Here is a 22,908-nt window from a genome sequence, read left to right on the forward strand (position 1 = left end):
GAAGTGCGCAGTGCTCATGCGCCATTGCTTGTAGGCCTGGCGCAAGCTTGCCAGGGTGGTGACGCGCTACGTGCACCGCAAGGGTGTCGGGGCGCCAGTGACGATTCTGTGGTTCAAACTGTTAAGGAGAACGACCCATGAAACAGATCTCAAGCAACCCAGTGACCTCCCTGCTCAACACCACGGTGGTGGGCCAGCCGTGGCAAAAGAGCTACCAGCTCGGCTTGGGTGTCGATGCCATCACCGGTCAATTGCGTGCCTCGGCGGTCAAGCCGTTCACGGTGACCCCGGCGGGGCAGAAGTCGACGGAATTCATCTATTCGCTGGTGCAGTCCGAGAGCGACTTGCAGAGCATGATTTCCGGCTCGGTGAAGGCCGCCTACAACCTGGAAGGGGTGAATGTCTCGGCCAGTACCTCGTTCCTCAACGAGATGGCGGTTTCCGAGCTGAGCGTGACACTGGTGGCCCAGGTATCGATCGAGGAGAGCCAGTACGCGCTGGCGCAGAAGAACGAACTGAACGTCACCCCGGGCGAGGATTTTCGCAGCAAGTACGGCGACTACTTTGTCGCTGGCTACCGGGCCGGTTCATCCTTGTATGCGATCTACCAGTGCCGTTTCTCCAGCGCCGAGCAACGCAGCAAGTTCACCGCCGCGATGGCCGCCGATGTGCCCCAGGTGTTCAGCGTCGAGGGCAGTTCCAGCTTCGAGCGAATCTCCAAGGAACACAACGCCAGCGTCTCCGTGCGGATCAAGGCCACCGGGGTGAACAGCGCGATCCCCTCGCCACCGAAAACGGGCTGGACCGCCGAGACCATCGTCACTGAGTTGCTGCCGTGGTTCAACCAGTCGCTGCAAGCCAACCAGCTGGAAACCTACCTGCAGCACTATCGAGTGATCGACCCGTCGATTTCCGGCGAAGTGCCGGTCAGCCCGGTGGTGTTTTCCGAGCTGAGCTTTCTCTACAACCGTTTCTGGCTGGCGCGCGCCTTGTTCAGTAGCTGTCCGGACTTCGGTCGGCGGCTGGTCGAGGAGCCGTACCACCGGCTGGAATCAAAAATCCAGGCGCAGCAAGCCTCCTTGCCCAAAGACTCGAAAATGATCGAGCTGTTGACCGAGGAAACCAATCGCCTGCTCAACGGCCTGCGCGAGATCAACAACCGCCAGGTGTTCTACACCCAGGTGGTCGCGGCGGGTAAAAACGAGCCACAGAAGGACCAGAACTTCGACGCCGACAAGGGCACGGTGCGCTGGAGCTTCGGGTTCCAGAAGTGCGACATGCCGGGGGTCAATATCCAGAGCGTCTCGGACCATGTCGAGGCGAAGTGGCGGATCGGCTGGAACAAACATGTGTTCTCCTTTCGTGACTCGACCAAGGTGATTGTCGGCTGGGACATCATCTGCAACTGGGACGATGGCACGGGCGGCGACTGGCATAAAGTCAGTGAGCAGGTCATTGGTCGCAGCACTGGCGATGTGTTCGTCAAGAGCGACTACGACCGAGGCTACAGTTGGAACATCGTCTGGTACCTGGTGGACGCCAATCTCTACCCGGTGGGCCCATGGCTGGCTACCGCCGTGCATGCCCAGGACTTTACCGCGAGCGTTACCGAGTCGCTCGAAGACCTTGCCGCGCTCTGGACCACCGAACGCATGGCCAGCGCACAGCCACTGGATCGCTCCACTCACGCGCTGGATGAATACCCGCTGCCGGAGGCGGGCCGGTCGATCGTTGGCGGCGACGCCAACAGTCTGTTGGCCGGGGGGACAACGCCGTCCACGGGCAGCTTGAGTGTGCACCTGGGACCAGACACTTCGCGGGTCCAGCATCTGCATGAGTTCCCGCAGCGTACCGTCGGCAAGCTGTTCTTCGACATGAACGGCAGGCCGTGCACCGCGTCGGCGGTGGTGGTGCATCGACACGGGATCTTGACGGCGGCCCACTGCCTGCTGCTCGATGGGCATCACGCCAGCAATCTCTATTTCGTCCCTGCCTATGACAACGGCAACGCCCCCTATGGTGGCTGGCAAGTGGAGAACTGGAATTGGCCGACAGCCTGGGAGCACACCCAGAGCCCGGCCTGGGACCTGGGTCTGTGCAAGGTCAAACCCGGCCCCGATGGCCGCGGAGTAGGGGATGTGGTCGGCTGGGTGGGCGTGCAGTGGGGCATGGTTGCCGGTTGCTGGAGGAACACCGGTTATCCGGCGCAAGCCACGGTGCTGTTCCCGTTCGACGGCCAGGTGCCATGGCAGAGCATTGGCAGTCAGGTGCCCAGTGCCGCGCCGTCCATCGTGGTCAAACACGATGAGTTGACGGCGGGCGGCAGCGGCGGACCCTGGTTCATGATCAATGAACCGCAGTTGGTCAACGGTGTGTTCAGCCAGTACAACATCGACCTGCAGCAGAACCACGGACCGGAGTTTGGTCCCTGGGTCGGGGAGTTCTACCACGGGGTGTTTGGCTCAGCCTTGAACCAGGATAAGGACTGATCGTTAGCCCCTTGCACCGCTAAAAACCCGGGAGCCTGGTGCTCCCGGGTTTTTTGTTGCCCTCAGCGGCGATCCAGCCACACGGTCTGGGCGTTGCAGAACTCGCGGACGCCGAAGTGCGACAGTTCCCGGCCAAAACCGCTTTTCTTCACCCCGCCGAAGCTCACGCGGGGGTCGGAGGCGCTGTAGCCGTTGATGAACACGCCACCGGTCTCCAGCTCGTCCGCCAGTTGCCGGGCCCGTTCGAGGTCGCGGCTGAAGACCGTCGCCGTCAGCCCGAACTCGCTGTCGTTGGCCAGCGCCAGCGCATGGGCGGGATCGCGGGCGGTGATGATCGACGCCACCGGGCCAAACAGTTCCTGGCGGAAGGCGGTCATCTGGTCGGTGACGTCGGCCAGAATCGTCGGCGGGTAGTAGTTGCCCGGGCCTTCGGCCTTGGTGCCCCCCAACAGCAGGGTCGCGCCTTGTTCCAGGGTCTCGCGCACCTGCTCGTGCAGCTCGTCGCGCAGGTCGAAACGCGCCATCGGGCCGATGTAGGTTTCGGCGGCCAAGGGGTCGCCGACCACCAGTTGGCGGGTCAGCTCGACAAACTTGCGGGTGAACGCCTCGACCACGCCCTGTTCGATGATCAGGCGCTTGGCTGCGGCGCAGACTTGCCCGGTGTTCTGGTAGCGACCGATCACCGCCGCCTTGACCGCTTCATCGAGGTCGGCGTCGTTGAGCACGATGAACGGATCACTGCCCCCCAGTTCCAGCACGCATTTCTTCAAGGCCGCACCGGCCTGGGCGCCGATGGCCATGCCGGCACGCACGCTGCCGGTCAGGGTCACGGCGGCGATCCGTGGGTCGGCAATCGCACTGGAGACGCCGTCGGGCGTGACGTTGATAACGTCGAACACGCCCTCGGCAAACCCGGCCTGGCGCACGGCATCACGCAGCAGGTAGGCGCTGCCCATCACGTTCGGTGCATGCTTGAGCACGTAGGTGTTGCCGGCGATCAAGGCCGGCACCGCGCCGCGCAGCACCTGCCAGATCGGGAAGTTCCACGGCATCACGGCGAGAATCGGCCCCAGTGGACGGTACTCGATGCGCGCCTTGCCGCCTTCCACCTGGGTCGGCTCGGCAGCGAGCATGGCCGGGCCGTGTTCGGCGTACCACAGGCAGAGCTGGGCGCATTTTTCGATTTCACCACGGGCCTGGGTCAGCGGCTTGCCCATTTCCAGGGTGATCATCCGGGCCATGTTCGTGGCGTTGTCGCGCAGGGCCTGGGCCAGGGCGATCAAGGCCTGGGCACGCTGGGCCAACGGGGTACGGCGCCAGGTGGCGAACCCGGCACTGGCCCGGGCCAACGCGGCATCCAGCTCGGCCGGGGACTGATAAGGGTAGTGGCCGATCTGTTCGGCGGTGGCGGGGTTGATCGAGAGGGCATGGGTGAGGCTGGAAATCTGGGTCATGGCACCGTCCTGCTGGGTGGGAATGGATGCAGGCTACGCTGGCACTTGGCTGCTGAAAACTGAATAATGCTGAGTCTATCGTTCACGAATGGAGAATGACTTGGATCTGGTTCAGCTGGAGATTTTCAAGGCCGTGGCCGAGCACGGCAGCATCAGTGCCGCTGCGCAGCACATCCATCGGGTGCCCTCGAACCTGACGACGCGGATCAAGCAACTGGAGCAGGACCTGGGGGTGGATCTGTTTATCCGCGAGAAAAGTCGCTTGCGCCTGTCGCCGGCCGGCTGGAGTTTTCTCGACTACGCGCGGCGGATTCTCGACCTGGTCGGGGAAGCACGGGCGACGGTCGCCGGGGAAGAGCCCCAGGGCTCGTTCTCCCTGGGCTCGCTGGAAAGCACGGCAGCGGTGCGTATTCCCGGATTGCTGGCGGCTTACAACCAACAGTACGCCAAGGTAGCGCTGGACCTGTCTACCGGCCCTTCCGGGACCATGATCGACGGCGTACTGTCCGGGCGCCTGGCGGCGGCCTTCGTCGACGGGCCGGTGCTGCATCCGGCACTGGAGGGGGTGCCGGCGTTCGAGGAGGAGATGGTGCTGATCGCGCCCCTCAATCACCCGCCGATCCACCGTGCGCGGGAGGTCAATGGCGAGAGCATTTACGCGTTTCGCGCCAACTGTTCCTACCGGCACCACTTCGAAAGCTGGTTCGCCAAGGACGCGGCTGTGCCCGGGCGGATCCATGAGATGGAGTCCTACCACGGCATGCTCGCCTGCGTCAGCGCCGGCGCCGGCCTGGCCCTGATGCCCCGCAGCATGCTCGAGAGCATGCCCGGTTGCAGCACGGTGAGCATCTGGCCGCTGTCGGAGTCGTTCCGCTACTTGCGCACCTGGCTGGTGTGGCGCCGGGGCACGGTGTCGCAAAGCCTGAGTATGTTTGTGCGGATGCTGGAGGCGCGCGGGGTGGTGGAGCCGCAGGCTTGCGGGCTCAAGCCGGCTTAATACGAATGCTCGTCCACCACCCGCTTCACCGTTTCCAGGGCAGTCTGCAGGCTATCAAGCGCCAGAGAGCCCAGTGCCAGGCGGATGGCGTGGGGCACGTGGCTGGAGGTGGCAAAGGGTTCGGCGGTCGATACCGAGACGTTCTCGCGCAGCAGGGCCATGGCGATCTGGTCGGCGCGCACTTCTTCACCCAGGGGCAACCACAGGAAGTAGGCGTTGGGGTGGCTGGTGAACGGCAGGCCGCGCAAGGTGGCGCGGGCCAGGGCTTGGCGGTGGCGGGCATCCTCGCGTTTTTGCTGTTCCAGGCGCAGCACGGTGCCGTCGTCGAGCCAGTTGCAGGCGATCGAGGTCATCACGCCTGGAGTGTTCCAGACGGTGGCCCGGATGCTGCGTTCCAGGGCCGGGATCCACGGCAGGGGCGCCGCGACAAAACCAACCCGCAGGCCGGTGGCGACATTTTTTGACAGCCCCGAGACGTAGACAGTGCGCTCCGGTGCCAGCGCGGCCAGGGGCGGTGGCGGGTCTTCGGCAAGAAAGGCGTAGGCGGCGTCTTCGATGATCAGCAGGTCGTGCTGGCGGGCGATCTGCACCAGGCGCTGGCGCCAGTCGGCACTGGCGACCCAGCCCAGCGGATTGTGCAGGGTCGGCATGCAATACACGGCGCGCACCTTGCGTTGCTGGCACAGGCGCGCCAGGGCGTCGAGGTCCGGGTGCTGATGGGCGGCGGCAATCGGCGCCAGTTCCAGGCGCTGGTTTTCGGCGAGGACCTTGAACCCGGGGTAGGTGAGGGCGTCGGTGGCAACCACATCGCCGGCCCGCAATAGCCCCATCAGGGTGACGGCCAGGCCGTGCTGGGCGCCGCTGACGATCAGCACCTGCTCCTCACTGACCGCAAGGCCGCGACAACGCAGGTGCCGGGCGACACTGGCCCGCTCATGGGGGCGACCACCGTGGGGCTGATACCGCAGCAGGGCTTCCAGGTCACCGCAGTTCGCCAGTTGCCGCAAGGCGCCGCGCAGCAGTTCGGCCTGGCCGGGAAGCGCGGGATAGTTGAAGTTGAGGTCGAGCAGGCCCGCGGCGACGGCGTGCTGGTCGACTCCCAGCCCGGCGGGCAGCGCGGTCTCGCGCACAAAAGTACCGCGGCCGGCCTCGCCGCTGACTAGGCCCATGGCTTCGAGTTCGCCATACACCCGAGTCGCGGTGGCCAGGGCCAGGCCTTCGCGGGTGGCCAGTTGGCGATGGGTGGGCAGGCGGGTGCCGGGCGTCAGGCGGCCGGCGCGGATGTCAGCGGCGAAGGCGTCCACCAGGGACTTGTAGCGGGAACGGGCCATGGACTTGTATCCAGTACAATAATTTGATTGTACTGATTATTGGCCATAGCCTGAGACCCCACAACCGCCCCCAACAGGCGCACCCCAGCCCACTCAGCGGACGACCCGGCCATGCATATCGCGATTCTGACGTTTGAAGGTTTCAACGAACTCGACTCCCTGATTGCCCTCGGGCTGCTCAACCGGATCAAGACCCCGGGCTGGCGTGTGTCGATTGCCAGTCCGACGCCGCGCGTACGCTCGATGAACGGGCTGGTGATCGAGTCCCAGGCCACGCTGCAGGAGGCGAACGAGGCGGATGCGGTGATTGTCGGCAGCGGTGCGCTGACCCGGGAAGTGGTCGAGGACAGTCAACTGATGGGCCAATTGCACCTGGACCCGACGCGGCAACTGCTGGCGGCGCAGTGCTCCGGGACCCTGGTGCTGGCCAAGCTGGGGTTGCTGGAAGGGGTGCCGGCCTGCACCGACCTGACCACCAAACCCTGGGTCCAGGCCGCAGGGGTGGAGGTGTTGAACCAGGCGTTCTTCGCCAGGGGCAACGTGGCGACCGCCGGCGGCTGCCTGGCGTCAACCTACCTGGCGGCCTGGATCATCGCCCGCCTGCAAGGTCTGGAGGCGGCCAGCCATGCGGTGCACTACGTGGCCCCGGTGGGAGAAAAACAGTGGTATGTCGAGCGCGCCATGGCCAATATCCAGCCGTATTTGTAGCGGTGCCCGGTGCCCGGTGCTTGAGCCGAGCTGACACCCCGTGTCCGCTCGGCGTGTGGGCCATGGCTTGAAAGTCGTGGGGCGGGTCACCAGCACATTGCGCGGGTCGCCGTAGTCCGAGGCGTTATAGAAGCCGATGGCTTTGGCCCGGTGGGTCAGGACCTGCCAGCCTTTTCCTTGCCCGCGCGCACCACCGCCGAGCGTCAGCTTGTCGAGGTAGCCCTGGAAGTTTTAGCGGCTGTAGAGATTCAGAGGGGCCTCGGGTTCACATCAGCCGCTTGCCCATGATGATGGTGCGTTCGGCGCCATGCTGCTGGTCGCGAACCTTTTCATAGCCGAGTCGGCGATAAAAACCCTCGGCGGTGAGCGAGGAGGGCACGCGCAACTGCTCGACGCCGGCATCGGCGGCCGCTGTGTGAATCACTTCCATCAATTGCTGGCCAATGCCACGGCCCTGGTGATCCGGGTCGACGAACACGCTGCGCACCACGTCCTGGTCAAGGCTGGCCGTGGCGACGACCCGCTGTTGCAGGGTCGCCACGTAAACCTGGCGCTGCGCCAGAAATTGCAGGATCGCCGCCGGGGAAAAGTGCTGCACCACCTGGGCAATGACCGTGGGCGGATAGTCCTGGGCATTGGAGTGGCGCAGCGCCGCGATCACCACTTGGCTGATAGCGGTTGCGTCCTCGGCGCGGGCGCGGCGTACCTGGCTGTTCATCGGGCAGCTGTCCTTTTCTTATGGCTGGAAGTTCCAGTCCGCGGCGCTTACCAGGCGGCAGAAGGGCCCCGCCAGCGTTGCATTGTGGTGGGCGACTATCTGCTCGGCGCTCAAGACCTCGGTGTCGCTGCAACTGTGGGCGTCCTCGACCAGCACGGCGTCCAGGCCCAGGTCGCGGGCGGCACGGCAGGTGCTGTCGACGCAGTACTGGGTCTTCAGTCCGGCGATCACCACGCCCTCCGCGCAACGCTCCCGGAGCCAGGCGACCAGAGGCGTGGCGGCAAAGGCGCTGGGGCGGCTTTTGTCGAAGACCATTTCATCGCCCTGTAGCCGCAGTTCATCGATCAGGCAAGTCAGCGGGCTGCCCGGTTCGATCGGCGACCCCGGCGGGCCGACATGCCGGGCCAGGAACACCGGCGCGCCGGCCTGGTGCGCCTTGTCCAGCAACAGATTGACCGCGTCCAGCAGCGCGGCGCTGCGCCAAAGCGGGTCCGGGCCGTGGAACAGGCCCACTTGCATATCGAGAATCAACAGTGCGTGCATGCGGCATTTCCTTGTCGTAAAACCAGCGACAGCGGCGCAATAAAAAGGCCCCGTCCATTGCTGGCGGGGCCTTTGGGATAACGTGTGCTTAGCCGCTCACGGCACCTCAGACGACCCGCCCTGGGCGGTCGTGGTAAAGGTGGTTGAGGTCGTGCGGGGCTGATTCATGGTCCAGACACTAGCGTCACCGTGGCGGGTTGGCAAGTGAGTTGTGCCGACATCAGCGCTGCGCTTTATCGACCGCCGCATCCAGGGCCGCCAGCGCCATGGGAATCATCGCCAGCAGGCGGGCCTTGGCGATCCCGTCTCGCGCCTGGACCGACAACCCGTGCAGCAGGGTTGCGTAGCAGTCGCCCAAGGACGTGACGTCGGTGCGGGCCGGCAACTCGCCGCAGCGGACTGCCTGCTCCAGGCGTTCGATGATCGACTGGGTCCTGTTGCGTCGGTGCCCGGCCAGCCACTCGCGGATGCCGTCGTTGTCGGGCGAGCAGTTGGTGGCGGATGACACCACCATGCAGCCTTGTGGCCGGCCGGGCAGGGTGTACAGCTCGACGGCGTCCCTGAGCATGCGCTCGATGGCATCGCGCGCACTGCTTTCCCCGGCCAGGGCGACGTCGGCAAAGGCCCCATCGGCGGCTTCGTAGAGGGCGACGGCTTCGCGAAACAGTGCTTCCTTGGAGCCGAACGCGGCGTAGATCCGCGCCGATGCGATGCCCAGCGCCTCGACCAGGTCGGACATGGACGTGGCTTCGAAGCCGCGCCGCCAAAATACATCGCGGGCGTTGCGCAAGGCTTGATCGCGGTCGAACTCTCGGGGTCTGCCAGCCATGGGTTGGGGTCTCTTGGGGGAAGGGGCGTGTGGCCTGTCGCTATTATTGGTCGATCGACAAAAAAAGCAAGTCGGCGTATTGACGGACTTTGCTCAGCGTCTCTATTCTTTGTCGATCGACAAACAAATGGAGTGAACGATGAAAACCCTCAAGGGACCGAGCCTGCACCTGGCGCAATTCAGTGACGTTGCACCGCCGTTCAACAGTCTGCCGGCCATCGCGGCCTGGGCTGCGGACCGTGGATTCAAGGCGCTGCAGATTCCAGCCTGGGATGAGCGCCTGTTCGATGTGAGCCTGGCGGCGCACAGCCAGGATTATTGTGAGGAGGTCAGCGGAACCTTGGCAGAGCATGGCCTGGTGATCAGCGAGTTGACCACCCACCTGTTCGGGCAACTGGTGGCGGTGCATCCGGCCTATGACCGCTTGTGCGACGGGTTCGCCCCGCCTGCGCTGCAGGGTAATGCAGCCGCCAAGACCGAGTGGGCGCTCGAGCGCTTGCGGTTGTCGGCCAAGGCTTCCCGGCGCTTGGGGCTGACGGACATGGGCACGTTCTCCGGCTCGTTTGCCTGGCCCTATCTGTTCCCGTTCCCGCAGCGCCCTGCGGGCCTGATCGACTCGGCGTTCGACGAGTTGGCCAAGCGCTGGCTGCCGATCCTCAATGCCTGTGACGAGGAGGGCGTGAACCTGTGCTATGAAATCCACCCCGGCGAAGACCTGCACGACGGTGTGACATTCGAGATGTTCTTGCAGCGGGTGGACAATCATCCGCGCTGCAGGATCCTCTTCGACCCCAGCCACTTCGTGCTGCAGCAACTCGACTACCTCGACTATCTGGACATCTACCGCGATTTCATTCGCATGTTTCACGTCAAGGACGCTGAGTTCAATCCGACCGGGCGCCAGGGTCTCTACGGTGGGTATCAGGGATGGGCCGATCGCGCGGGGCGGTTTCGTTCCGTGGGCGATGGCCAGGTCGATTTCAAGGGGATCTTTTCCAAGCTGGCGCTCCATGACTATGCCGGCTGGGCGACGCTGGAGTGGGAGTGCTGCCTGAAGGACCAGGATGACGGCGCCAGGCAAGGCGTGGCGTTCATCAATGAACACATCATCCGGGTCACGGACAAGGTGTTCGACGACTTTGCCGGCGCCGCTGTCGACCAGGCTCAACTGGACGCCATGCTCGGCCTGGCCCGACCTTCACTTCAAGGGCGGGCATGAGCATGGATCTCTTCGAACAGCAGGCGTTCGCCGGGCGCACGCACGAGCATGGCTACGCCGAGGTCGACGGCAGCCGCATTCATTATGTGACCGAGGGGCAGGGGGTGCCGGTACTGTTGATTCCCGGTTGGCCGCAAACCTGGTTGACCTGGCGGCATGTGATGCAGGCACTGGCGGCGAATGGATTCCAGGCGATCGCGGTGGATCTGCCGGGCACCGGGCTCTCCGATAAACCGCAAGACGGTTATGACACCGGGACCACGGCCAGCCGCTTGCACGGCTTGATGCAGGTCCTGGGCTACGAGCATTACGCGGTGGTGGGCCATGATGTCGGCATGTGGGTGGCGTACGCCCTGGCGAGCGATTATCCGCAAGCGGTTGAATGCCTGGTACTGACAGAGGCCGTGATACCCGGATTGGCGCCGGCGCCGTCGATTTTTGCGCCAGCGGGGCAGAACATCTTTCTCTGGCATTTCATGTTCAACCAGTTGCTCGACTTGCCCGAGGTGTTGATCGCGGGGCGGGAAGCCCAGTACCTGGCCTACATGTTTGCACAATGGTCGGTGCGCCAGGATCGAGTCGCGGTGCAGAGCTACATCAACGCCTATTCGGCACCGGGAGGGCTACGGGGTGGGTTCGGCTACTACCGGGCGATCCCTGAGACCCTCGCACAGAACCAGCGGCGAGCCGCCAGGCCGCTGGAAATGCCGGTGTTGGCTATCGGTGCCGAACATGCAACCAACGATGCGCCGCTGCTGACGATGCAAGGCAACGCCTTGAATCTGCACGGCGCGATGGTGCCAGGTTGTGGTCACTTCATTACGGAGGAGGCGCCCGAGGCGTTTGTCGCGCTTCTGTTGCCGTTTCTGCTGGCATCGCCAGCATCGCGGGTTACTGCGCGGCACTGATGGGCTGCTGCCAGCGCCCTGTGACAGGCGCTGGCAGGCTTGGCGGATTAACGGATGAAGGCTTGCAAGTCGCTGTTGAGTTTGGCGATCGCCGCCTTGAAGTCGTTGGTGGTGATCTTCTGGCTGGAGTTCTCCAGGGTCTTGCCGAAGAGTTTGCGCACTACCCTGGCCACGGTCTGGTTGGTGCGGGCGTCTACCAGTTCGGCCTCGATGAACAGTTCGGTGTCCTGGTCGCGGTGGCCGGTGGCCGCGCTGACCCCGCCGACGACAGCGGCGATGGGCACCACTTCATACCATTTCATGCCTTCGTTGGAGGCGCTGACGCCGGTGATCGCCGCACGCAGAATCAACACGCGGGAACCGGCAAGCGCCGCTTGCGGGGTCGGCACAATGCGGTACTTCATGCCCAGGCTGGCTTTGGCCCCGCTGGTCATGTAGCGCTGCAACTCATCCAGGGTCTGGCGGTTGACTCGCTCATCAGGCTTGGGCGCCGGATACAGTTCCAGCTTGTTGAACGCCACGGTGTCGTAGGCGTTGGCGTTCCAGGACGGGCTGACCCAGCGCATGGCTTTCTCGCCGCTGGTGGTGGTGACTTCTTCCATGTTGTTGTAGTTGGACAGGAAGCCGGAGTACTGCTCCCGCTCCGTGACTTTCGAGGTGCAACCACCCAATAACAGGCTGGCCAATGCGGCGCCGAAGATCATGTTTCGCGTCAAGCTCATAAGGTGTGACTCCATGTATTTAAGTTCGGGTTGCAGGGCCTCAAAACCGCCAGGTCATGTTGCCAGTCACGGCTTGTATCCAGGCGTTATCGAATTGCCCCGAAATTCGCTCGCCTGAGAGTGATTTGCTCTGATCCACCGGCATGTCCCCCAGCCAGACCAGGGCCCAGCTGAGGTTGACATCGGTGCTGTCGTTTACAGCATAGGTGGCTCCTGTGGCAATGCGCCAGGATTCTGCCATCGGTACGCTCACCGAGCGGTGGTTGTCGGAGACCGCGCTGCTGTCGTAGGCCAGCCCGACGTTCCACAACAGCTGCGGCGTGGCCTGGTATTGCGCGCCCAGCGCCAGTTGCCAGGTGTCCTGGTAATGGGCATCGATAGTGCTTGACCGGGCGCCGGCAGCGGAGGTGTCGACCTGCACGGCGATCTCGCCAAACTCTGACCAGTCCTGCCAGTTGACCGAGGCCAGCAGCGCCCAGCGCGGATCGAGTTGCTGGAACAGGCTGAGGGTCACGGTTTGCGGCACCTGCATCGACAGGTCGGTGTTCAGGCCGTTGAGGCGCTCCAGCGCCGGACCGTTGCCTTTGACGTTGAGCCGATCCTCAAAGTCGAGGTCGACTTTGCTGGTGTACGCCAGGCCGATCCGGGTACCGGCTTGGGGTGCGTAGATCAGCCCCAGGTTGGCGCCATAACCCCAGGTGTTGTCCTGGTACTTGAACTGGCCGTCACCGCGATCGAGCAACCCCAGGGGCGAACGATCAATGGCCGTCTGGGATTGCAGCATGCCGTACATGGCCTTGAAGCCGACCCCGAGCGACCACTGCTCATCAAACCGATAGGCCACACTGGGCACTAGCGACAGACCGGCAATGCTGGCGTTCTGCGCGAAATAACGTCCGGCCCAGTCATTGTCGTAGTTGGCCGCCAGGCCGAAGTCGCCGTAGGCGCCAAACCCGATGCTCCAGTGGTCATCGAGTTGCTGGCTGATAAAAAAGCTGCCACCGGGGATCGGGTCCAGGGCATTGCCACTGCCGGTGCCCGACACATTGGTGGCGCTGTCGCGATTGAAGCTCAGGTCGCCATACAGCACCTGCAGGCCACCGGTGATCTGGGTACCCTGCAAGTAGCTCATGCCGGCCGGATTGCTGGCGATGGTGGAGGGGCCCTGGGCGCGAGCGCCGGCGCCGGCGTTGGCCAGGCCGACGTTATCGGTGCCGATTTCATAGAGCATGATGCCGCCGGCGCTCGCCTGCTGGGTACCGCTCAACGTAAGCAGGGCCAAGGTGATTGCCGACAGGACCGGGATGTTTGACTGCATGGAAAGTCCTTATCTATCGAGAATCAGCAGCAAACGGGTGGTCACCCGTGACCACCCGTGATCGTTTGGCTTACTTGGCCATGGCGGCGCGAGCGGCCTCGATCTTCGCCTTGACCGAATCAAGGTTGAAGCTCGCGCCTTTTTGCATGGGTGGGAATTCAATCGCCGTTTCCGCCAGTTTGGCGACCTGCTGCTGGACAAACACGAAGCGCCAGAACTGGTACTTGAACCAGTCGAAGTACTGTTGCGAACCTTGTGCCGCCTGGTTTTCGGGCCAACCCATACGCTCGAAAGGATCCAGGCGCAGGTTGGTCAGGATCGGCACGTCAACCGCTACCTTGGCGCCCATCCAGCCGCCTGGCTGGTCAATGAAGCGATATTTGTAGTCATCGACCCGGACAGCCCCCAAGGCACTCTCGCCGAAGTAGAAAACCTCATGACGGTTCGACGGCCCTTTACCCGTGATCAACGGCGTCTGGTCATAACCGTCCAGGTGCACTTTGTAGGTGGTATCGCCCAGCTGCTTGCCCTTGAGCAGCTCTTGGGCAATGTTGGGATTGCCAGCGGCTGCAACAAAGGTCGGGAACCAGTCCATGCCGGACATCAGGCCATCAGAGATCTTGCCCGCCGGTACCTTGCCGGGCCAACGGACGATTGCCGGGACCCGAAAGCCACCCTCCATCACCGTGCCCTTGCCCATCGCGAACGGGGTAGTGCCGCCGTCAGGCCAGGTGAAGTTTTCCGCGCCGTTATCGGTGGTGAAGACCACGATGGTGTTGTCGTCCATGCCGTCGTTTTTCAGCTTGGCCATGACTTCGCCGACGATGTCGTCGAGCTGAGCCATGCCGGCTTCCTGTTCCGACCAGCCGTTCTGCGCATTACGCATGCCTTCGTACTTGTCGGAGAGGTGAGTGACGATGTGCATGCGGGTCGGGTTGAGCCACAGGAAAAACGGTTTGTTGTCCTGCTTGGCCTTGTCGATGAAGGTGAAGGCCTTGTCGCGGATTTCGTCGTCGACCGTCTTCATCCGTTCCGGATAGAGGGTGCCGGCGTCTTCGATCTTTTGCTTGCCGACCTTGCCCCAGCGCGGCATCACGGTGGCGTCATCGGTGCTGGTGGCCCAGCTATGGACCATGTTGCGTGGCCCCACGGTTGCCAGAAGCTCCTGCGGATAGTTGGGGTGCGCCGGGTCTTCCATGGCGTCGAGGTGGTAGAGGTAACCGAAGAACTCGTCGAAGCCGTGCACGGTCGGCAGGAATTGGTTGAGGTCGCCCAGGTGGTTCTTGCCGAACTGGCCAGTGGCATACCCCATGGACTTGAGCGTGGTGGCGATGGTGACCGCTTCGGCTGGAATGCCGATCGGCGAGCCTGCCTGGCCGACTGTGGTCATGCCGGTGCGGATCGGCAGTTCACCGGTAATGAAGTTGGCGCGCCCGGCGGTGCAACTGGCCTCGGCGTAATAGTCGGTGAAGCGCATGCCTTCATTGGCCAGGGTATCGAGGTGCGGTGTCCGGCCAGCCATCATGCCCTGGTTGTACACGCCGATATTCGACCAGCCGATATCGTCGCCCATGATCACGATAATGTTCGGTTGTTTGCTGTCCGCCGCCTGAGAGTTGAGCGGCACGATCGTCGCAGACGCCATCGCTGCGACGAACAGTGCCGTATACACAAATCGCTGGTGCATGGTGGAGCTCCTGTCGGGATGCTTGAGTGCCGGAAGAGGAGCCCCACCGCCCCTGAAAGTTGTATTCCCCAGGAAGGAGCGTAGGGGGCAGTCCTGAAATATCCAGTAAAACTTCTTCGCCCCAGGCTCAAATGCCGCTAACAGGTTCATTTACTTGGGATTTGTATATGGCGGGCGTCATCCTAAGTGCCCGAGCGAGCTGCCGGTGCGTGCTTCAAGCACACACCAGCAAGGTCATGGCGATCAGGAAGGGCTTGCAGATTCAGGCGCCAGGCGGCGTGAGCGGGACAGTTACTGGTACTGGATCACGATGCCTTTGAGTTTGCGGCCCTGGATGGTTTCGATATCGCGGCTCCACAGCGGTCCGCTGACGTAGGCGGCCACCGGCTGGATACGGTCGTAGACCACCACCACGGCGTCTCCGCCGATTTTCGCCGCTTCATCCTTGAGCTTCTGTTCGACGTCGGTGATCGGCGGGGCCGGGTCGACGCTGGCATCGACCAGTATTTCACCCAGGCGCACGTGGGGGCGCATCGGCTCGACCCGCAGTACCTGGACGTTGGCCGCCAGGGTCGGGCCGGGATGAGGTGCGCCGACGTAGGCGGTGGTCTGGGCATCGATGCTGGCACAAGCACTGAGTAGCAGGCTGACCAGGGTAATTGTCAGCCAGGAAACCGTGTTTTTCATTGCGCAACTCCGACATCCAGGAAGGGGGGATCGCCGCTCATTAGCTGAGAAAAAGCCTAGCACAAGGTTTTGCGCACACCGCGGCGATCGGCGAAAGGCTGACCGGCGAGCGCGATCACAGAACCTTGACCGCCCGGCCGATGAACTGGATCGGCCCGGTGGGTTTGCCGGTCGGCGAGCCACCCGGGTTTTCCAGGGTCAGCTCGAACAACTGATCGGGGGTCAGGGGCGGCAGTTGGTCCAGGGGCACCTGCAGGCGCTGCCCGGGCTTGACCAGGCCCAGGGACACCGGCGCCTGCCAACCCTCGGCCTTGGTCCAGAACTGCAGGGCCTTGTCGGCAGGTATCTGGGCAACGCCCAGCGGAATCAGTTGAATCTCCCGGGGGTTGCTGGCCTGGATGACCCAGCCTGGGGCCTGGCTCTGCGGGGCCACCAGTACCACCAGATAGGAGGTCACGGGCAGGGGCGTGGTCCGGGTCAGCAGCATGCTGCCCAGCACCAGGGTCGCGGCAAGTCCTGCACCGGCGAGGCCACGCCACAGTGCCAGGCGGTCCCACCAGGTCGGAGCTGTGGCCGGGGCAGGCGCTGCTGCCACAGGCCGATCGAGGGCCTCGAGGCTGCGTTCGATGCGCCCCCACAGGTGTGTGCTTGGTGCGTGGGGAGGGGCCAGGTCGGTCAACTCCAGCAGGCGCCGCTCCCAACTGGCGACTGCCAGGCGCAGGTCCGCGTCCACGGCCAGGCGTTGCTCGACCTCGCGCCGTTGTTCGGTCTCCAGGGTGCCCAGCACGTATTCACTGGCCAGATCGTCATTGTCGTTGGGGCTCGTGTTCATCCCATGCACTCGCGTAAGGCCGCCAGGCTGCGTTTGATCCAGGCTTTGACGGTGCCCAGGGGCGTGCCCAGCTTTTCGGCAATCTGCCCATGGGAGTAACCATCGACATAGGCATGCAGCAGGCAATCGCGGCGGGCCGGCTGCAGTTGCTCCAGGCAGTCGTAAATCCGTCCCGAATGGCCGTGCAGGTCGAAGCCGGACGGAGTGTGCGAGGCGTCTTCGTGGTCCTGGTTGATCGGCACCAGCCTGGCGTTGTTACGCATGAAGTTGAGGGCCAGATGCCGGGTGACGCTGAAGATCCAGCCGCGGGCGGTCCCCAGCGCCGGATCGAAACTGGCGGCCTTGGTCCAGATCCGGATAAACGCGTCGTGCACGATGTCTTCGGCCAGGGCATTGTCCCCGGCGATGCGCCGGGCCACTCCCAACAGGCGGGCGCTCTCCTGCGTATACAGGGCGCGCAGGGCCTGGTGGTCGCCTTGCGCGCACGCCGTCAGGCACGCTTCATAATCAAAACAGGGTTCGGGCAAGGACAATGGATCCGCCATCGACAAGGTGAAACCGCCCCAGCCCTAAGGCTGGGGTGCCATTGCAGCAGGGTAGACGAGTTTTCGCGACGGCTCGTGTTTTTACCCCGCGCCGTCAGTTGGCCGCCCAGAACAGGTAATCGGCCTGATAGTTCACGATCTCGCGCTGCCCCTTGTTGGCGGCCGTGCAGGCGAGGCTGGGTGCGACGCCGCCGCGAGTTGCCACGCGCTGGATGTAGCTGACACCGGTCATGGCACCTTTGCCTTGCGCCGGATTGGCCTTGACCAATTGATAGGGCAGGTTGCCGCTGGACGATGGCGCGACCGCCAGTTGGGTGCCGGTGATGGTCGAACCGTCCTTGGCCTGCCAGGTGGCGGGCGGGCCAAAGTAGCTGCCCAGCATTTTCCCGTCGCGGTCATTGAGGGTGGCTTTGGGGCCGACAAAAAACCACTCGGTCTGGCCGGGGGCGTTGGCCTTGTCGCGGCACTCGTAGGTGATCTCGCCAACCCCCACGCTTTCCAGCACCAGCTTGTGTCCCGACGGCACTTTGATCGGGTCCGGCAGGTTTGTTTGCCCATGGGCGAGCGACATCGCACTCATCAGGCAGGTCGCGGATAACGCAGTACCGAGGTGGCAGAGCAATTGACGGGTGTTCATTGAGGTCTCTCCAGCAGGTTGAACAGCTCGGCAGCGCAGGGGCTGCTACCTGTACTACCCGCCAGGGAGGGTTTTGGATGCAGGCGCCGGAAAAATAAACGGCGACCCGATTAAACAGTCTGAAACAACTTGTTGCGGGGCCCCAGGACGCCGTTTCACCGAGCTGGCACAGCGCTCTGGTGCAGGGTTTATGGCCCATCTCGCGGGGTCTGGGCGCGGTGGTCGCAGTCCGACGACTGTTTAATCGCGGCGTCGATTGGGAATATGGCGGCACATCCTGCGCGTCCCTTGGTACCATCGAGCACATCTATATGAAGATTTAATGTCTGGAAGCATATTTTTGTGAACATCATTCGTCACTGGTTGCAGCACCCGCGCGCGCGTCTGATTGCCCTGATGGGCCTGGTCCTGGTGGCGCCCCTGTGCCTGCGGGCGGCCATGGGCTGGTCGGACCCGCTGGGCTACCTGTCGGACCTGGGCATCGGCAGCCTGCTGGTGGTGCTGCTGCATCGCCGTCCCTGGTGGCTGGCGCTGCCGGTGCTGCTGGTCTGGGGCCTGTTTACCGTGGCGACGGCCGAATTGGTCAGCGCGGTCGGCCGGTTGCCCAATGCGGCTGACCTTAACTACCTAATCGACCCGCAGTTTCTCGACAAATCCACCAGCGGCAGTTTTGCCCAGCCGTGGCTGGCCGCCAGCCTGCTGTCGGGGCTGCTGGTGTGGTTGCTGTGCCAATGGGCAGCTCGCGGCCAGCCTGCGCCGCGCCTGCCTCACAGTGCCTGGGCCGCCCCGGTGTTGCTGCTGGTCACGCACTGGGGGGCGCAGTACCTGCACCCGACGGATGCCGATCAATGGCAACTGTTCAACCTGCCGCACCAGTTGCTGGCCGCCGGTGTTGGCGATGTGCAGATGCGCGCCGAAGAATGGCTGGAAGGGGATGTGGTCGATGTGCCGCCGCAGATGGCCGGCCTCACTCAACTGGACCTGGACGGGCAGCAACTGCTGGGCGCACCGGGTCGTGCGCGCAATGTGCTGATCATCGCCCTGGAAGGCATTCCCGGGGCCTATGTCGGGGTCAATCGTCAGGCCTTGCACAGCAGTTATCAGGAAAACCTGATGCCCAACCTCAGCCGCTGGGCCGAGCGCGGCATGAACACCCCGGACTATGTGTTGCACAGCCACCAGACCATTCGTGGTCTGTACGCCATGCTCTGCGGTGACTACGACAAACTCGACAACGGCACGCCCAAGGGCGTGGAGATGCTCACCCAGACCGAACGCAACCAGGCCTGCCTGCCGGCCCAACTGCGCCAGCATGGTTTCGCCACCCATTACCTGCAGGGTGCCGGCCTGCGCTTCATGGCCAAGGACAAGATCATGCCGCACATCGGCTTTGATGCGACCCATGGCCTGGAGTGGTTCAGCAACAGCAATTACCTGGAATTCCCCTGGGGCAAGGACGACAAGGCCTTCTTCGAAGGCGCGCTGGATTACGTCGGTCAACTGAAAAAGCAGAAGCAGCCGTGGATGCTGACCCTGCTGACCGTGGGCACGCACCAGCCGTACTCGGCCCCGGAGGAGTACCTGCAGCGCTACGACACGGCCAAGCAGGCCGCCGTCGGTTACCTGGACGACGCCCTTGGGCAGTTCCTCGATGGCCTGGAACGCCAGGGCATTCTCAAGGACACCCTGGTGGTGATCACTTCCGACGAATCCCACGGCATCGATGGCGTGCGCCTGGCCTCGTCCTGGGGCTTCAACCTGACACTGGCCCCCGAGCAGGATCAACTGCCACGGGTCAAGCAAGGGGTCTATGGGCACGTCGACCTGAGCACCTCGATCCTCGACTATTTCTCCTTGCCGGTGCCACCGAGCCTGAGTGGCCGCTCGCTGTTTCGCGACTATGCCAGCGGCCGGGAAATCATGTCGTACACCAACGGCAAGCTGCGTTACCACGATGGCCAGGGCACCCTCACCGAGTGCGATTTCCAGCAACGCTGCCGCTACTACAGCAGCGCGGGGTTCATTGCCGACCGTGCGACCTTCGCCGGCCAGTACGGCGGCCTGCGGGCCCGTCAGATCAGCGCCCGCGCCGAGGCCCTGGACCGCACACTGCTGCGCACCCCGCTGAACCAGCGCTACCAGTTCGGCAGCCCGGCGATCATCCCGCTGCAGGCACAGATCAAGGACGACTGGGCCGACAACCTGATCGGCGCGCAGTACCTGGAAATGCCCAAGGGCTCCCAGACCCGCGTGCGCCTGACAGTGCGCTCGCTGGACCCGCAAGAGAAGGTCTACATCCTGCTCAAGGCCAAGGAGCTGGAACAGGACGTGCCGCTGGGCCTGCCGGAAGAAATGCTGGTGACCGGCGATCAACCGCTGGAAATGAACTTCAGCTTCGACAACCCCGAGTCACGCAAGGCCTTTTCTTTCCACCTGCTGGGGTACGGGGTGGGGGCGATCGAGGTCAGCGATTTCACGGTGATCACCGAAGATCCGGGGCAACCGGAGTCGTTGGACGATATCCCGGACGAGGCGATTGTGCATTCGAGCTGAAGCCCTCAGCTCGCCCAGGTTTTGTTGCCAGTTGCGCATAGCCAATGAAGTAGATGCCGAACTCGCCTGCGCCGGGGCGGGGAACCGCAGGGTTTGCAATTCGCTCAGTCAAGCAGGCCGGCGTTCTTCAGCAGCGGGTAGAGGCCTTCGGGCACCAGGGGGGCGCTGTCGGTGAACGCCGAGCTGTCTTGCCAGGTGACCTGAAAGGCCATGCCGTCGCTTTCGTGACCGGTGAGGCAGGCCATCTGGTACAGGCGCTGATCACGAAATTGCCCATCGTAGACCTGGACGATTTCATGCCCTGGCGTGTTGTTGTATGTGAACAGGCTTTCCAGCGTGCCGACCAGGCGCAGGTGGTCGACCGTCTGGTCGAGCTCTTCCTGGACTTCGCGCACGATCGCCTGGGCACTGGTTTCACCGAATTCGATGCCACCGCCAACCGGCCGGAACAGGGTCTGTCCGGTGACGGGATCGTCGAAGCGATGGACCAGGATTCTGCCCTGGTGATGGAACACGCAGAGCGCGAGCGCGCGGATGCGGGGTGTTTTCATGAGCTGAAGTCCTTTTGCAGGTGATGCCCGAGATAGCACCAAGTCCTAGGGCATGATAACGCGGCGACCGGGCGTGAAACCACGGGCCCTGGCTCGCCACACCACGGCCAGAGCCAGCAGCGCGAGGACCAGCACCGTCGGAGCAAACGCCTGGGCGCCGATCTGTTCCAGCAACAGGCCACCGACGATTCCGCCTGTGGCCACGGCCAGGTTGAACAGAGTGACCAGCATCGACTGGGCGACATCGGCTTCGTCACCGGCGGTATCGGCTATCGCCGTTTGCAGCAAGGTGGGCGCCCCGCCAAACGTCAGGCCCCAGACCACCACACTGATCAACACCCAGTCGGCGTCGGCGTTGACGATGGCCAACCCAAGCGCCGCCAGGGCGAACAGCGCCAGGCTCAGCAACGCCAGCACGCGCAGGCTGCGATCCACCCACAAACCGGTAACGCTGAGGCCCACGATGGAGGCGACGCCGAACAGCAGCAGCACCAGGTCGGTCCGTTGGCCCAGCCCTACGGACGCCAGGAAAGGGGCGATGTAGGTGTAGAGAATGTTGTGCGCCAGGATCCACAGGAAAATCACCAGCAGGATCGGACGCAGGCCCGGCAGCCGCACAATACTGCGGATCGGCTGGCGCTGACGGTGGGCTTGCCCGGCAAAGTCCGGCACCGCCAACCGCACCCAGGCCAACAGCAGCAGGGCCAGGGCCGACATGATCCAGAACACCCCACGCCAGTCGAACAGGCTGCCCAGCCAGGTGCCCAGAGGCACACCGAGGCACAGGGCAATGGGTTGGCCGACACCGACCACCGCCAGGGCCCGGCCCTGCAGTTCATGGGGCACCAGGCGCCGGGCATAACCGGCCAGTAGCCCCCAGATCACGCCCGCCGCCATACCGGCAAGGAACCGCGCGACCAGGGTCAGGCCGTAGTGGCTGGACAGTGCGGTGACGCTGTTGAACAGCAGCAAACCGCCGATCGCCAGGAGGAACAAGGGGCGTCGGCGCCATGTCCGGGTCGCCGCCACCAGCGGAATGGCGGCCAGCACCGAACCCAGGGCGTAGAGGGTCACCAACTGTCCAGCCATGGCCTGGGACACCCCCAGCCCCTGGCTGATCAGCGGTAGCAGGCCGGCGGGCATGGTTTCGGTCATGATCGTGATGAAGCCGGCCAGGGTAAAGGCCAGCAATTGCCACAGGGGCAGTCGTGATGTGTGGCTGGCATCGACCTTTGCGCAGAGCGAGGGAGGGGTGCTGGGTAGGTTCATCGGCAAGTCCTTGAGGAAAAATCCATGATTTATTCTGGAATGATCATTCCAGAAACAGGCAAATAAAAAGCAGCCACAAGCCCTGCGCCAGTCTTTGAAGCGCTGGCGCGACGCAATCTGTGTTGGGTTTCTACAGGGTTATGTTGGGGTTACAAGGCGTCCAGCGTGATGTCGAGCACATCCAGCAAGCGTTGCCGGCGTTGGTGCCGGGCGCTGCCTTTGCTCAAGACCCGTAGGCCTTGAATGGTGTTGACGATAAACCGTGCCAATGCCCGGGGGTTTTTCTGCGAGGCGATTTCCCCTTCGGCCTGGCCGCGCAGCAGCGCCTGCTCCAGGGCCTTTTCCAGGCGCAGGAAGTTGCCTGCCAGCAGCTCGGTGATGCGGTCGTCCGGACCGGCCAACTCCAGTGCGGCATTGGCCGCGAGGCAACCACGCTGGGCACTGCCATCGAGTTCGTCGTTGACGATGCGCATCAGCAGGCGCCGGACCAGTTCCTTGACCGGACCCGGCTCCTGCAGCAGCGTGATGTTGCGGGCGGTCAGCTCGTGATAACGACGTAGCGCCTGCGCGTAAAGCCCATGCTTGTTCTCGAAGGCGTTGTACAGGCTGCTGCGAGACAGTCCGGTAGCGTCCACCAGGTCCTGGATCGAAGTGGCGCTATAGCCCAGTTGCCAGAACACCTGCATCGCGGCGTCGACTATCTCGTCGTGGTTGAAAGCCTTGGTGCGCATCGTTGATGCCTTTCTGGAATGATCATTCCAGAAAGGCTACGCACCGCCGCCTGTTCCGTCAAGCGCGGTGCATCACCCTCAATACTGTGCGCGCAGGGTCAGCGTCAGGTATTGACGTTGTTTTTGGGGGGGATGGCGCTGGAGGTCTTGCCTTCATTGCCGTCATCGGCCTCCAGGCTC

The 22,908-nt window shown here is 63.6% G+C and carries 21 protein-coding genes; 6 read left to right on the plus strand and 15 right to left on the minus strand.

The window, feature by feature from the left end:
- Positions 1–137: 137 nt before the first annotated feature.
- Positions 138–2,489: a trypsin-like serine peptidase gene (locus Q1W70_RS21230; RefSeq protein WP_265537892.1), complete on the plus strand. Its 2,352-nt coding sequence runs from the start codon at positions 138–140 to the stop codon at positions 2,487–2,489.
- 62 nt (positions 2,490–2,551) lie between these two features.
- Here Q1W70_RS21230 and Q1W70_RS21235 read toward each other — a convergent pair whose 3' ends face one another.
- Positions 2,552–3,943, minus strand: a complete 1,392-nt coding sequence (locus tag Q1W70_RS21235) for an aldehyde dehydrogenase family protein (protein ID WP_166590658.1) — start codon at positions 3,941–3,943, stop codon at positions 2,552–2,554.
- A gap of 100 nt (positions 3,944–4,043) precedes the next feature.
- On the opposite strand from Q1W70_RS21235, the gene ptrR reads away from it, so the two are divergent.
- The gene (ptrR, locus tag Q1W70_RS21240; RefSeq protein ID WP_166590657.1) at positions 4,044–4,940 is read left to right on the plus strand and encodes a putrescine utilization regulator PtrR; all 897 of its coding nucleotides are present in this window, start codon (positions 4,044–4,046) and stop codon (positions 4,938–4,940) included.
- Here the strand turns inward: ptrR and Q1W70_RS21245 are convergent.
- Complete coding sequence (locus Q1W70_RS21245) at positions 4,937–6,271, minus strand: aminotransferase-like domain-containing protein (RefSeq protein WP_185818496.1); 1,335 nt, start codon at positions 6,269–6,271, stop codon at positions 4,937–4,939. The genes ptrR and Q1W70_RS21245 overlap by 4 nt on opposite strands.
- A gap of 111 nt (positions 6,272–6,382) precedes the next feature.
- Between Q1W70_RS21245 and Q1W70_RS21250 the strand changes: the two genes are divergently transcribed.
- Positions 6,383–6,979, plus strand: a complete 597-nt coding sequence (locus Q1W70_RS21250) for a DJ-1/PfpI family protein (RefSeq protein WP_166590655.1) — start codon at positions 6,383–6,385, stop codon at positions 6,977–6,979.
- Between the two features lie 265 nt (positions 6,980–7,244).
- Here Q1W70_RS21250 and Q1W70_RS21255 read toward each other — a convergent pair whose 3' ends face one another.
- From Q1W70_RS21255 to Q1W70_RS21265, 3 genes are all read right to left on the minus strand, one after another.
- Positions 7,245–7,697 (minus strand): GNAT family N-acetyltransferase, encoded by a 453-nt coding sequence (locus Q1W70_RS21255; protein ID WP_166590654.1) that lies wholly within the window; start codon positions 7,695–7,697, stop codon positions 7,245–7,247.
- 18 nt (positions 7,698–7,715) lie between these two features.
- On the minus strand, positions 7,716–8,240 hold the full coding sequence (locus Q1W70_RS21260; RefSeq protein ID WP_302097865.1) for a cysteine hydrolase family protein: 525 nt from the start codon (positions 8,238–8,240) through the stop codon (positions 7,716–7,718).
- Between the two features lie 220 nt (positions 8,241–8,460).
- Entirely contained in the window at positions 8,461–9,069 is a 609-nt protein-coding gene (locus Q1W70_RS21265) for a TetR/AcrR family transcriptional regulator (RefSeq protein WP_302097866.1), read from the minus strand.
- Between the two features lie 139 nt (positions 9,070–9,208).
- Between Q1W70_RS21265 and Q1W70_RS21270 the strand changes: the two genes are divergently transcribed.
- Together Q1W70_RS21270 and Q1W70_RS21275 are read left to right on the plus strand one after the other, a co-directional pair.
- Complete coding sequence (locus Q1W70_RS21270) at positions 9,209–10,288, plus strand: sugar phosphate isomerase/epimerase family protein (RefSeq protein ID WP_166590651.1); 1,080 nt, start codon at positions 9,209–9,211, stop codon at positions 10,286–10,288.
- A gap of 2 nt (positions 10,289–10,290) precedes the next feature.
- Positions 10,291–11,196, plus strand: coding sequence for an alpha/beta fold hydrolase (locus tag Q1W70_RS21275; RefSeq protein WP_367186790.1), 906 nt, complete (start codon positions 10,291–10,293; stop codon positions 11,194–11,196).
- 47 nt (positions 11,197–11,243) lie between these two features.
- Here Q1W70_RS21275 and Q1W70_RS21280 read toward each other — a convergent pair whose 3' ends face one another.
- From Q1W70_RS21280 to Q1W70_RS21310, 7 genes are all read right to left on the minus strand, one after another.
- The gene (locus Q1W70_RS21280; protein WP_302097869.1) at positions 11,244–11,918 is read right to left on the minus strand and encodes a DUF3313 domain-containing protein; all 675 of its coding nucleotides are present in this window, start codon (positions 11,916–11,918) and stop codon (positions 11,244–11,246) included.
- A 40-nt stretch (positions 11,919–11,958) separates the two neighbouring features.
- Positions 11,959–13,236 carry an OmpP1/FadL family transporter gene (locus Q1W70_RS21285; protein ID WP_302097870.1) on the minus strand — a complete coding sequence of 426 codons (1,278 nt, stop codon included), beginning with the start codon at positions 13,234–13,236 and terminating at the stop codon, positions 11,959–11,961.
- 70 nt (positions 13,237–13,306) lie between these two features.
- A complete protein-coding gene (locus Q1W70_RS21290; protein ID WP_232534639.1) occupies positions 13,307–14,881 on the minus strand; it encodes an arylsulfatase in 1,575 nt (524 codons plus the stop codon).
- A gap of 333 nt (positions 14,882–15,214) precedes the next feature.
- A complete protein-coding gene (locus tag Q1W70_RS21295; protein ID WP_166590647.1) occupies positions 15,215–15,610 on the minus strand; it encodes a YajG family lipoprotein in 396 nt (131 codons plus the stop codon).
- Positions 15,611–15,725: 115 nt separating this feature from the next.
- Complete coding sequence (locus tag Q1W70_RS21300) at positions 15,726–16,442, minus strand: anti-sigma factor (RefSeq protein ID WP_182340782.1); 717 nt, start codon at positions 16,440–16,442, stop codon at positions 15,726–15,728.
- Positions 16,439–16,969 (minus strand): sigma-70 family RNA polymerase sigma factor, encoded by a 531-nt coding sequence (locus tag Q1W70_RS21305; RefSeq protein WP_166590645.1) that lies wholly within the window; start codon positions 16,967–16,969, stop codon positions 16,439–16,441. The genes Q1W70_RS21300 and Q1W70_RS21305 overlap by 4 nt, the downstream gene beginning before the upstream one ends.
- A 112-nt stretch (positions 16,970–17,081) precedes the next feature.
- A complete protein-coding gene (locus Q1W70_RS21310; RefSeq protein WP_182340779.1) occupies positions 17,082–17,624 on the minus strand; it encodes a DUF3455 domain-containing protein in 543 nt (180 codons plus the stop codon).
- 396 nt (positions 17,625–18,020) lie between these two features.
- Between Q1W70_RS21310 and Q1W70_RS21315 the strand changes: the two genes are divergently transcribed.
- Positions 18,021–20,177: an LTA synthase family protein gene (locus Q1W70_RS21315; RefSeq protein WP_436799887.1), complete on the plus strand. Its 2,157-nt coding sequence runs from the start codon at positions 18,021–18,023 to the stop codon at positions 20,175–20,177.
- A 104-nt stretch (positions 20,178–20,281) separates the two neighbouring features.
- Here Q1W70_RS21315 and Q1W70_RS21320 read toward each other — a convergent pair whose 3' ends face one another.
- From Q1W70_RS21320 to Q1W70_RS21330, 3 genes are all read right to left on the minus strand, one after another.
- Complete coding sequence (locus tag Q1W70_RS21320; RefSeq protein ID WP_302097872.1) at positions 20,282–20,728, minus strand: NUDIX hydrolase; 447 nt, start codon at positions 20,726–20,728, stop codon at positions 20,282–20,284.
- Positions 20,729–20,773: 45 nt separating this feature from the next.
- A complete protein-coding gene (locus Q1W70_RS21325; RefSeq protein WP_302097873.1) occupies positions 20,774–21,997 on the minus strand; it encodes an MFS transporter in 1,224 nt (407 codons plus the stop codon).
- A 149-nt stretch (positions 21,998–22,146) separates the two neighbouring features.
- Positions 22,147–22,728, minus strand: a complete 582-nt coding sequence (locus Q1W70_RS21330; protein WP_185818499.1) for a TetR/AcrR family transcriptional regulator — start codon at positions 22,726–22,728, stop codon at positions 22,147–22,149.
- Between the last annotated feature and the right edge of the window lie 180 nt (positions 22,729–22,908).

This window comes from Pseudomonas kielensis (genome assembly GCF_030505375.1).
GTDB classification, from domain to species: Bacteria; Pseudomonadota; Gammaproteobacteria; order Pseudomonadales; family Pseudomonadaceae; genus Aquipseudomonas; species Aquipseudomonas kielensis.

What these genes read in the sequence shown, in the direction of transcription:
- Q1W70_RS21275 (WP_367186790.1), top strand. Translation starts at nt 10,291, where the DNA reads ATGGATCTCTTCGAACAGCAGGCGTTCGCCGGGCGCACGCACGAGCAT.
- Q1W70_RS21315 (WP_436799887.1), top strand. Translation starts at nt 18,021, where the DNA reads ATGGGCCTGGTCCTGGTGGCGCCCCTGTGCCTGCGGGCGGCCATGGGC.
- Q1W70_RS21235 (WP_166590658.1), bottom strand. Translation starts at nt 3,943, where the DNA reads ATGACCCAGATTTCCAGCCTCACCCATGCCCTCTCGATCAACCCCGCC.
- Q1W70_RS21255 (WP_166590654.1), bottom strand. Translation starts at nt 7,697, where the DNA reads ATGAACAGCCAGGTACGCCGCGCCCGCGCCGAGGACGCAACCGCTATC.
- Q1W70_RS21230 (WP_265537892.1), top strand. Translation starts at nt 138, where the DNA reads ATGAAACAGATCTCAAGCAACCCAGTGACCTCCCTGCTCAACACCACG.
- Q1W70_RS21280 (WP_302097869.1), bottom strand. Translation starts at nt 11,918, where the DNA reads ATGAGCTTGACGCGAAACATGATCTTCGGCGCCGCATTGGCCAGCCTG.
- Q1W70_RS21260 (WP_302097865.1), bottom strand. Translation starts at nt 8,240, where the DNA reads ATGCACGCACTGTTGATTCTCGATATGCAAGTGGGCCTGTTCCACGGC.
- Q1W70_RS21310 (WP_182340779.1), bottom strand. Translation starts at nt 17,624, where the DNA reads ATGAACACCCGTCAATTGCTCTGCCACCTCGGTACTGCGTTATCCGCG.
- Q1W70_RS21320 (WP_302097872.1), bottom strand. Translation starts at nt 20,728, where the DNA reads ATGAAAACACCCCGCATCCGCGCGCTCGCGCTCTGCGTGTTCCATCAC.
- Q1W70_RS21250 (WP_166590655.1), top strand. Translation starts at nt 6,383, where the DNA reads ATGCATATCGCGATTCTGACGTTTGAAGGTTTCAACGAACTCGACTCC.
- Q1W70_RS21300 (WP_182340782.1), bottom strand. Translation starts at nt 16,442, where the DNA reads ATGAACACGAGCCCCAACGACAATGACGATCTGGCCAGTGAATACGTG.
- Q1W70_RS21270 (WP_166590651.1), top strand. Translation starts at nt 9,209, where the DNA reads ATGAAAACCCTCAAGGGACCGAGCCTGCACCTGGCGCAATTCAGTGAC.
- Q1W70_RS21330 (WP_185818499.1), bottom strand. Translation starts at nt 22,728, where the DNA reads ATGCGCACCAAGGCTTTCAACCACGACGAGATAGTCGACGCCGCGATG.
- Q1W70_RS21295 (WP_166590647.1), bottom strand. Translation starts at nt 15,610, where the DNA reads ATGAAAAACACGGTTTCCTGGCTGACAATTACCCTGGTCAGCCTGCTA.
- Q1W70_RS21285 (WP_302097870.1), bottom strand. Translation starts at nt 13,236, where the DNA reads ATGCAGTCAAACATCCCGGTCCTGTCGGCAATCACCTTGGCCCTGCTT.
- Q1W70_RS21325 (WP_302097873.1), bottom strand. Translation starts at nt 21,997, where the DNA reads ATGAACCTACCCAGCACCCCTCCCTCGCTCTGCGCAAAGGTCGATGCC.
- Q1W70_RS21290 (WP_232534639.1), bottom strand. Translation starts at nt 14,881, where the DNA reads ATGGCGTCTGCGACGATCGTGCCGCTCAACTCTCAGGCGGCGGACAGC.
- Q1W70_RS21265 (WP_302097866.1), bottom strand. Translation starts at nt 9,069, where the DNA reads ATGGCTGGCAGACCCCGAGAGTTCGACCGCGATCAAGCCTTGCGCAAC.
- Q1W70_RS21245 (WP_185818496.1), bottom strand. Translation starts at nt 6,271, where the DNA reads ATGGCCCGTTCCCGCTACAAGTCCCTGGTGGACGCCTTCGCCGCTGAC.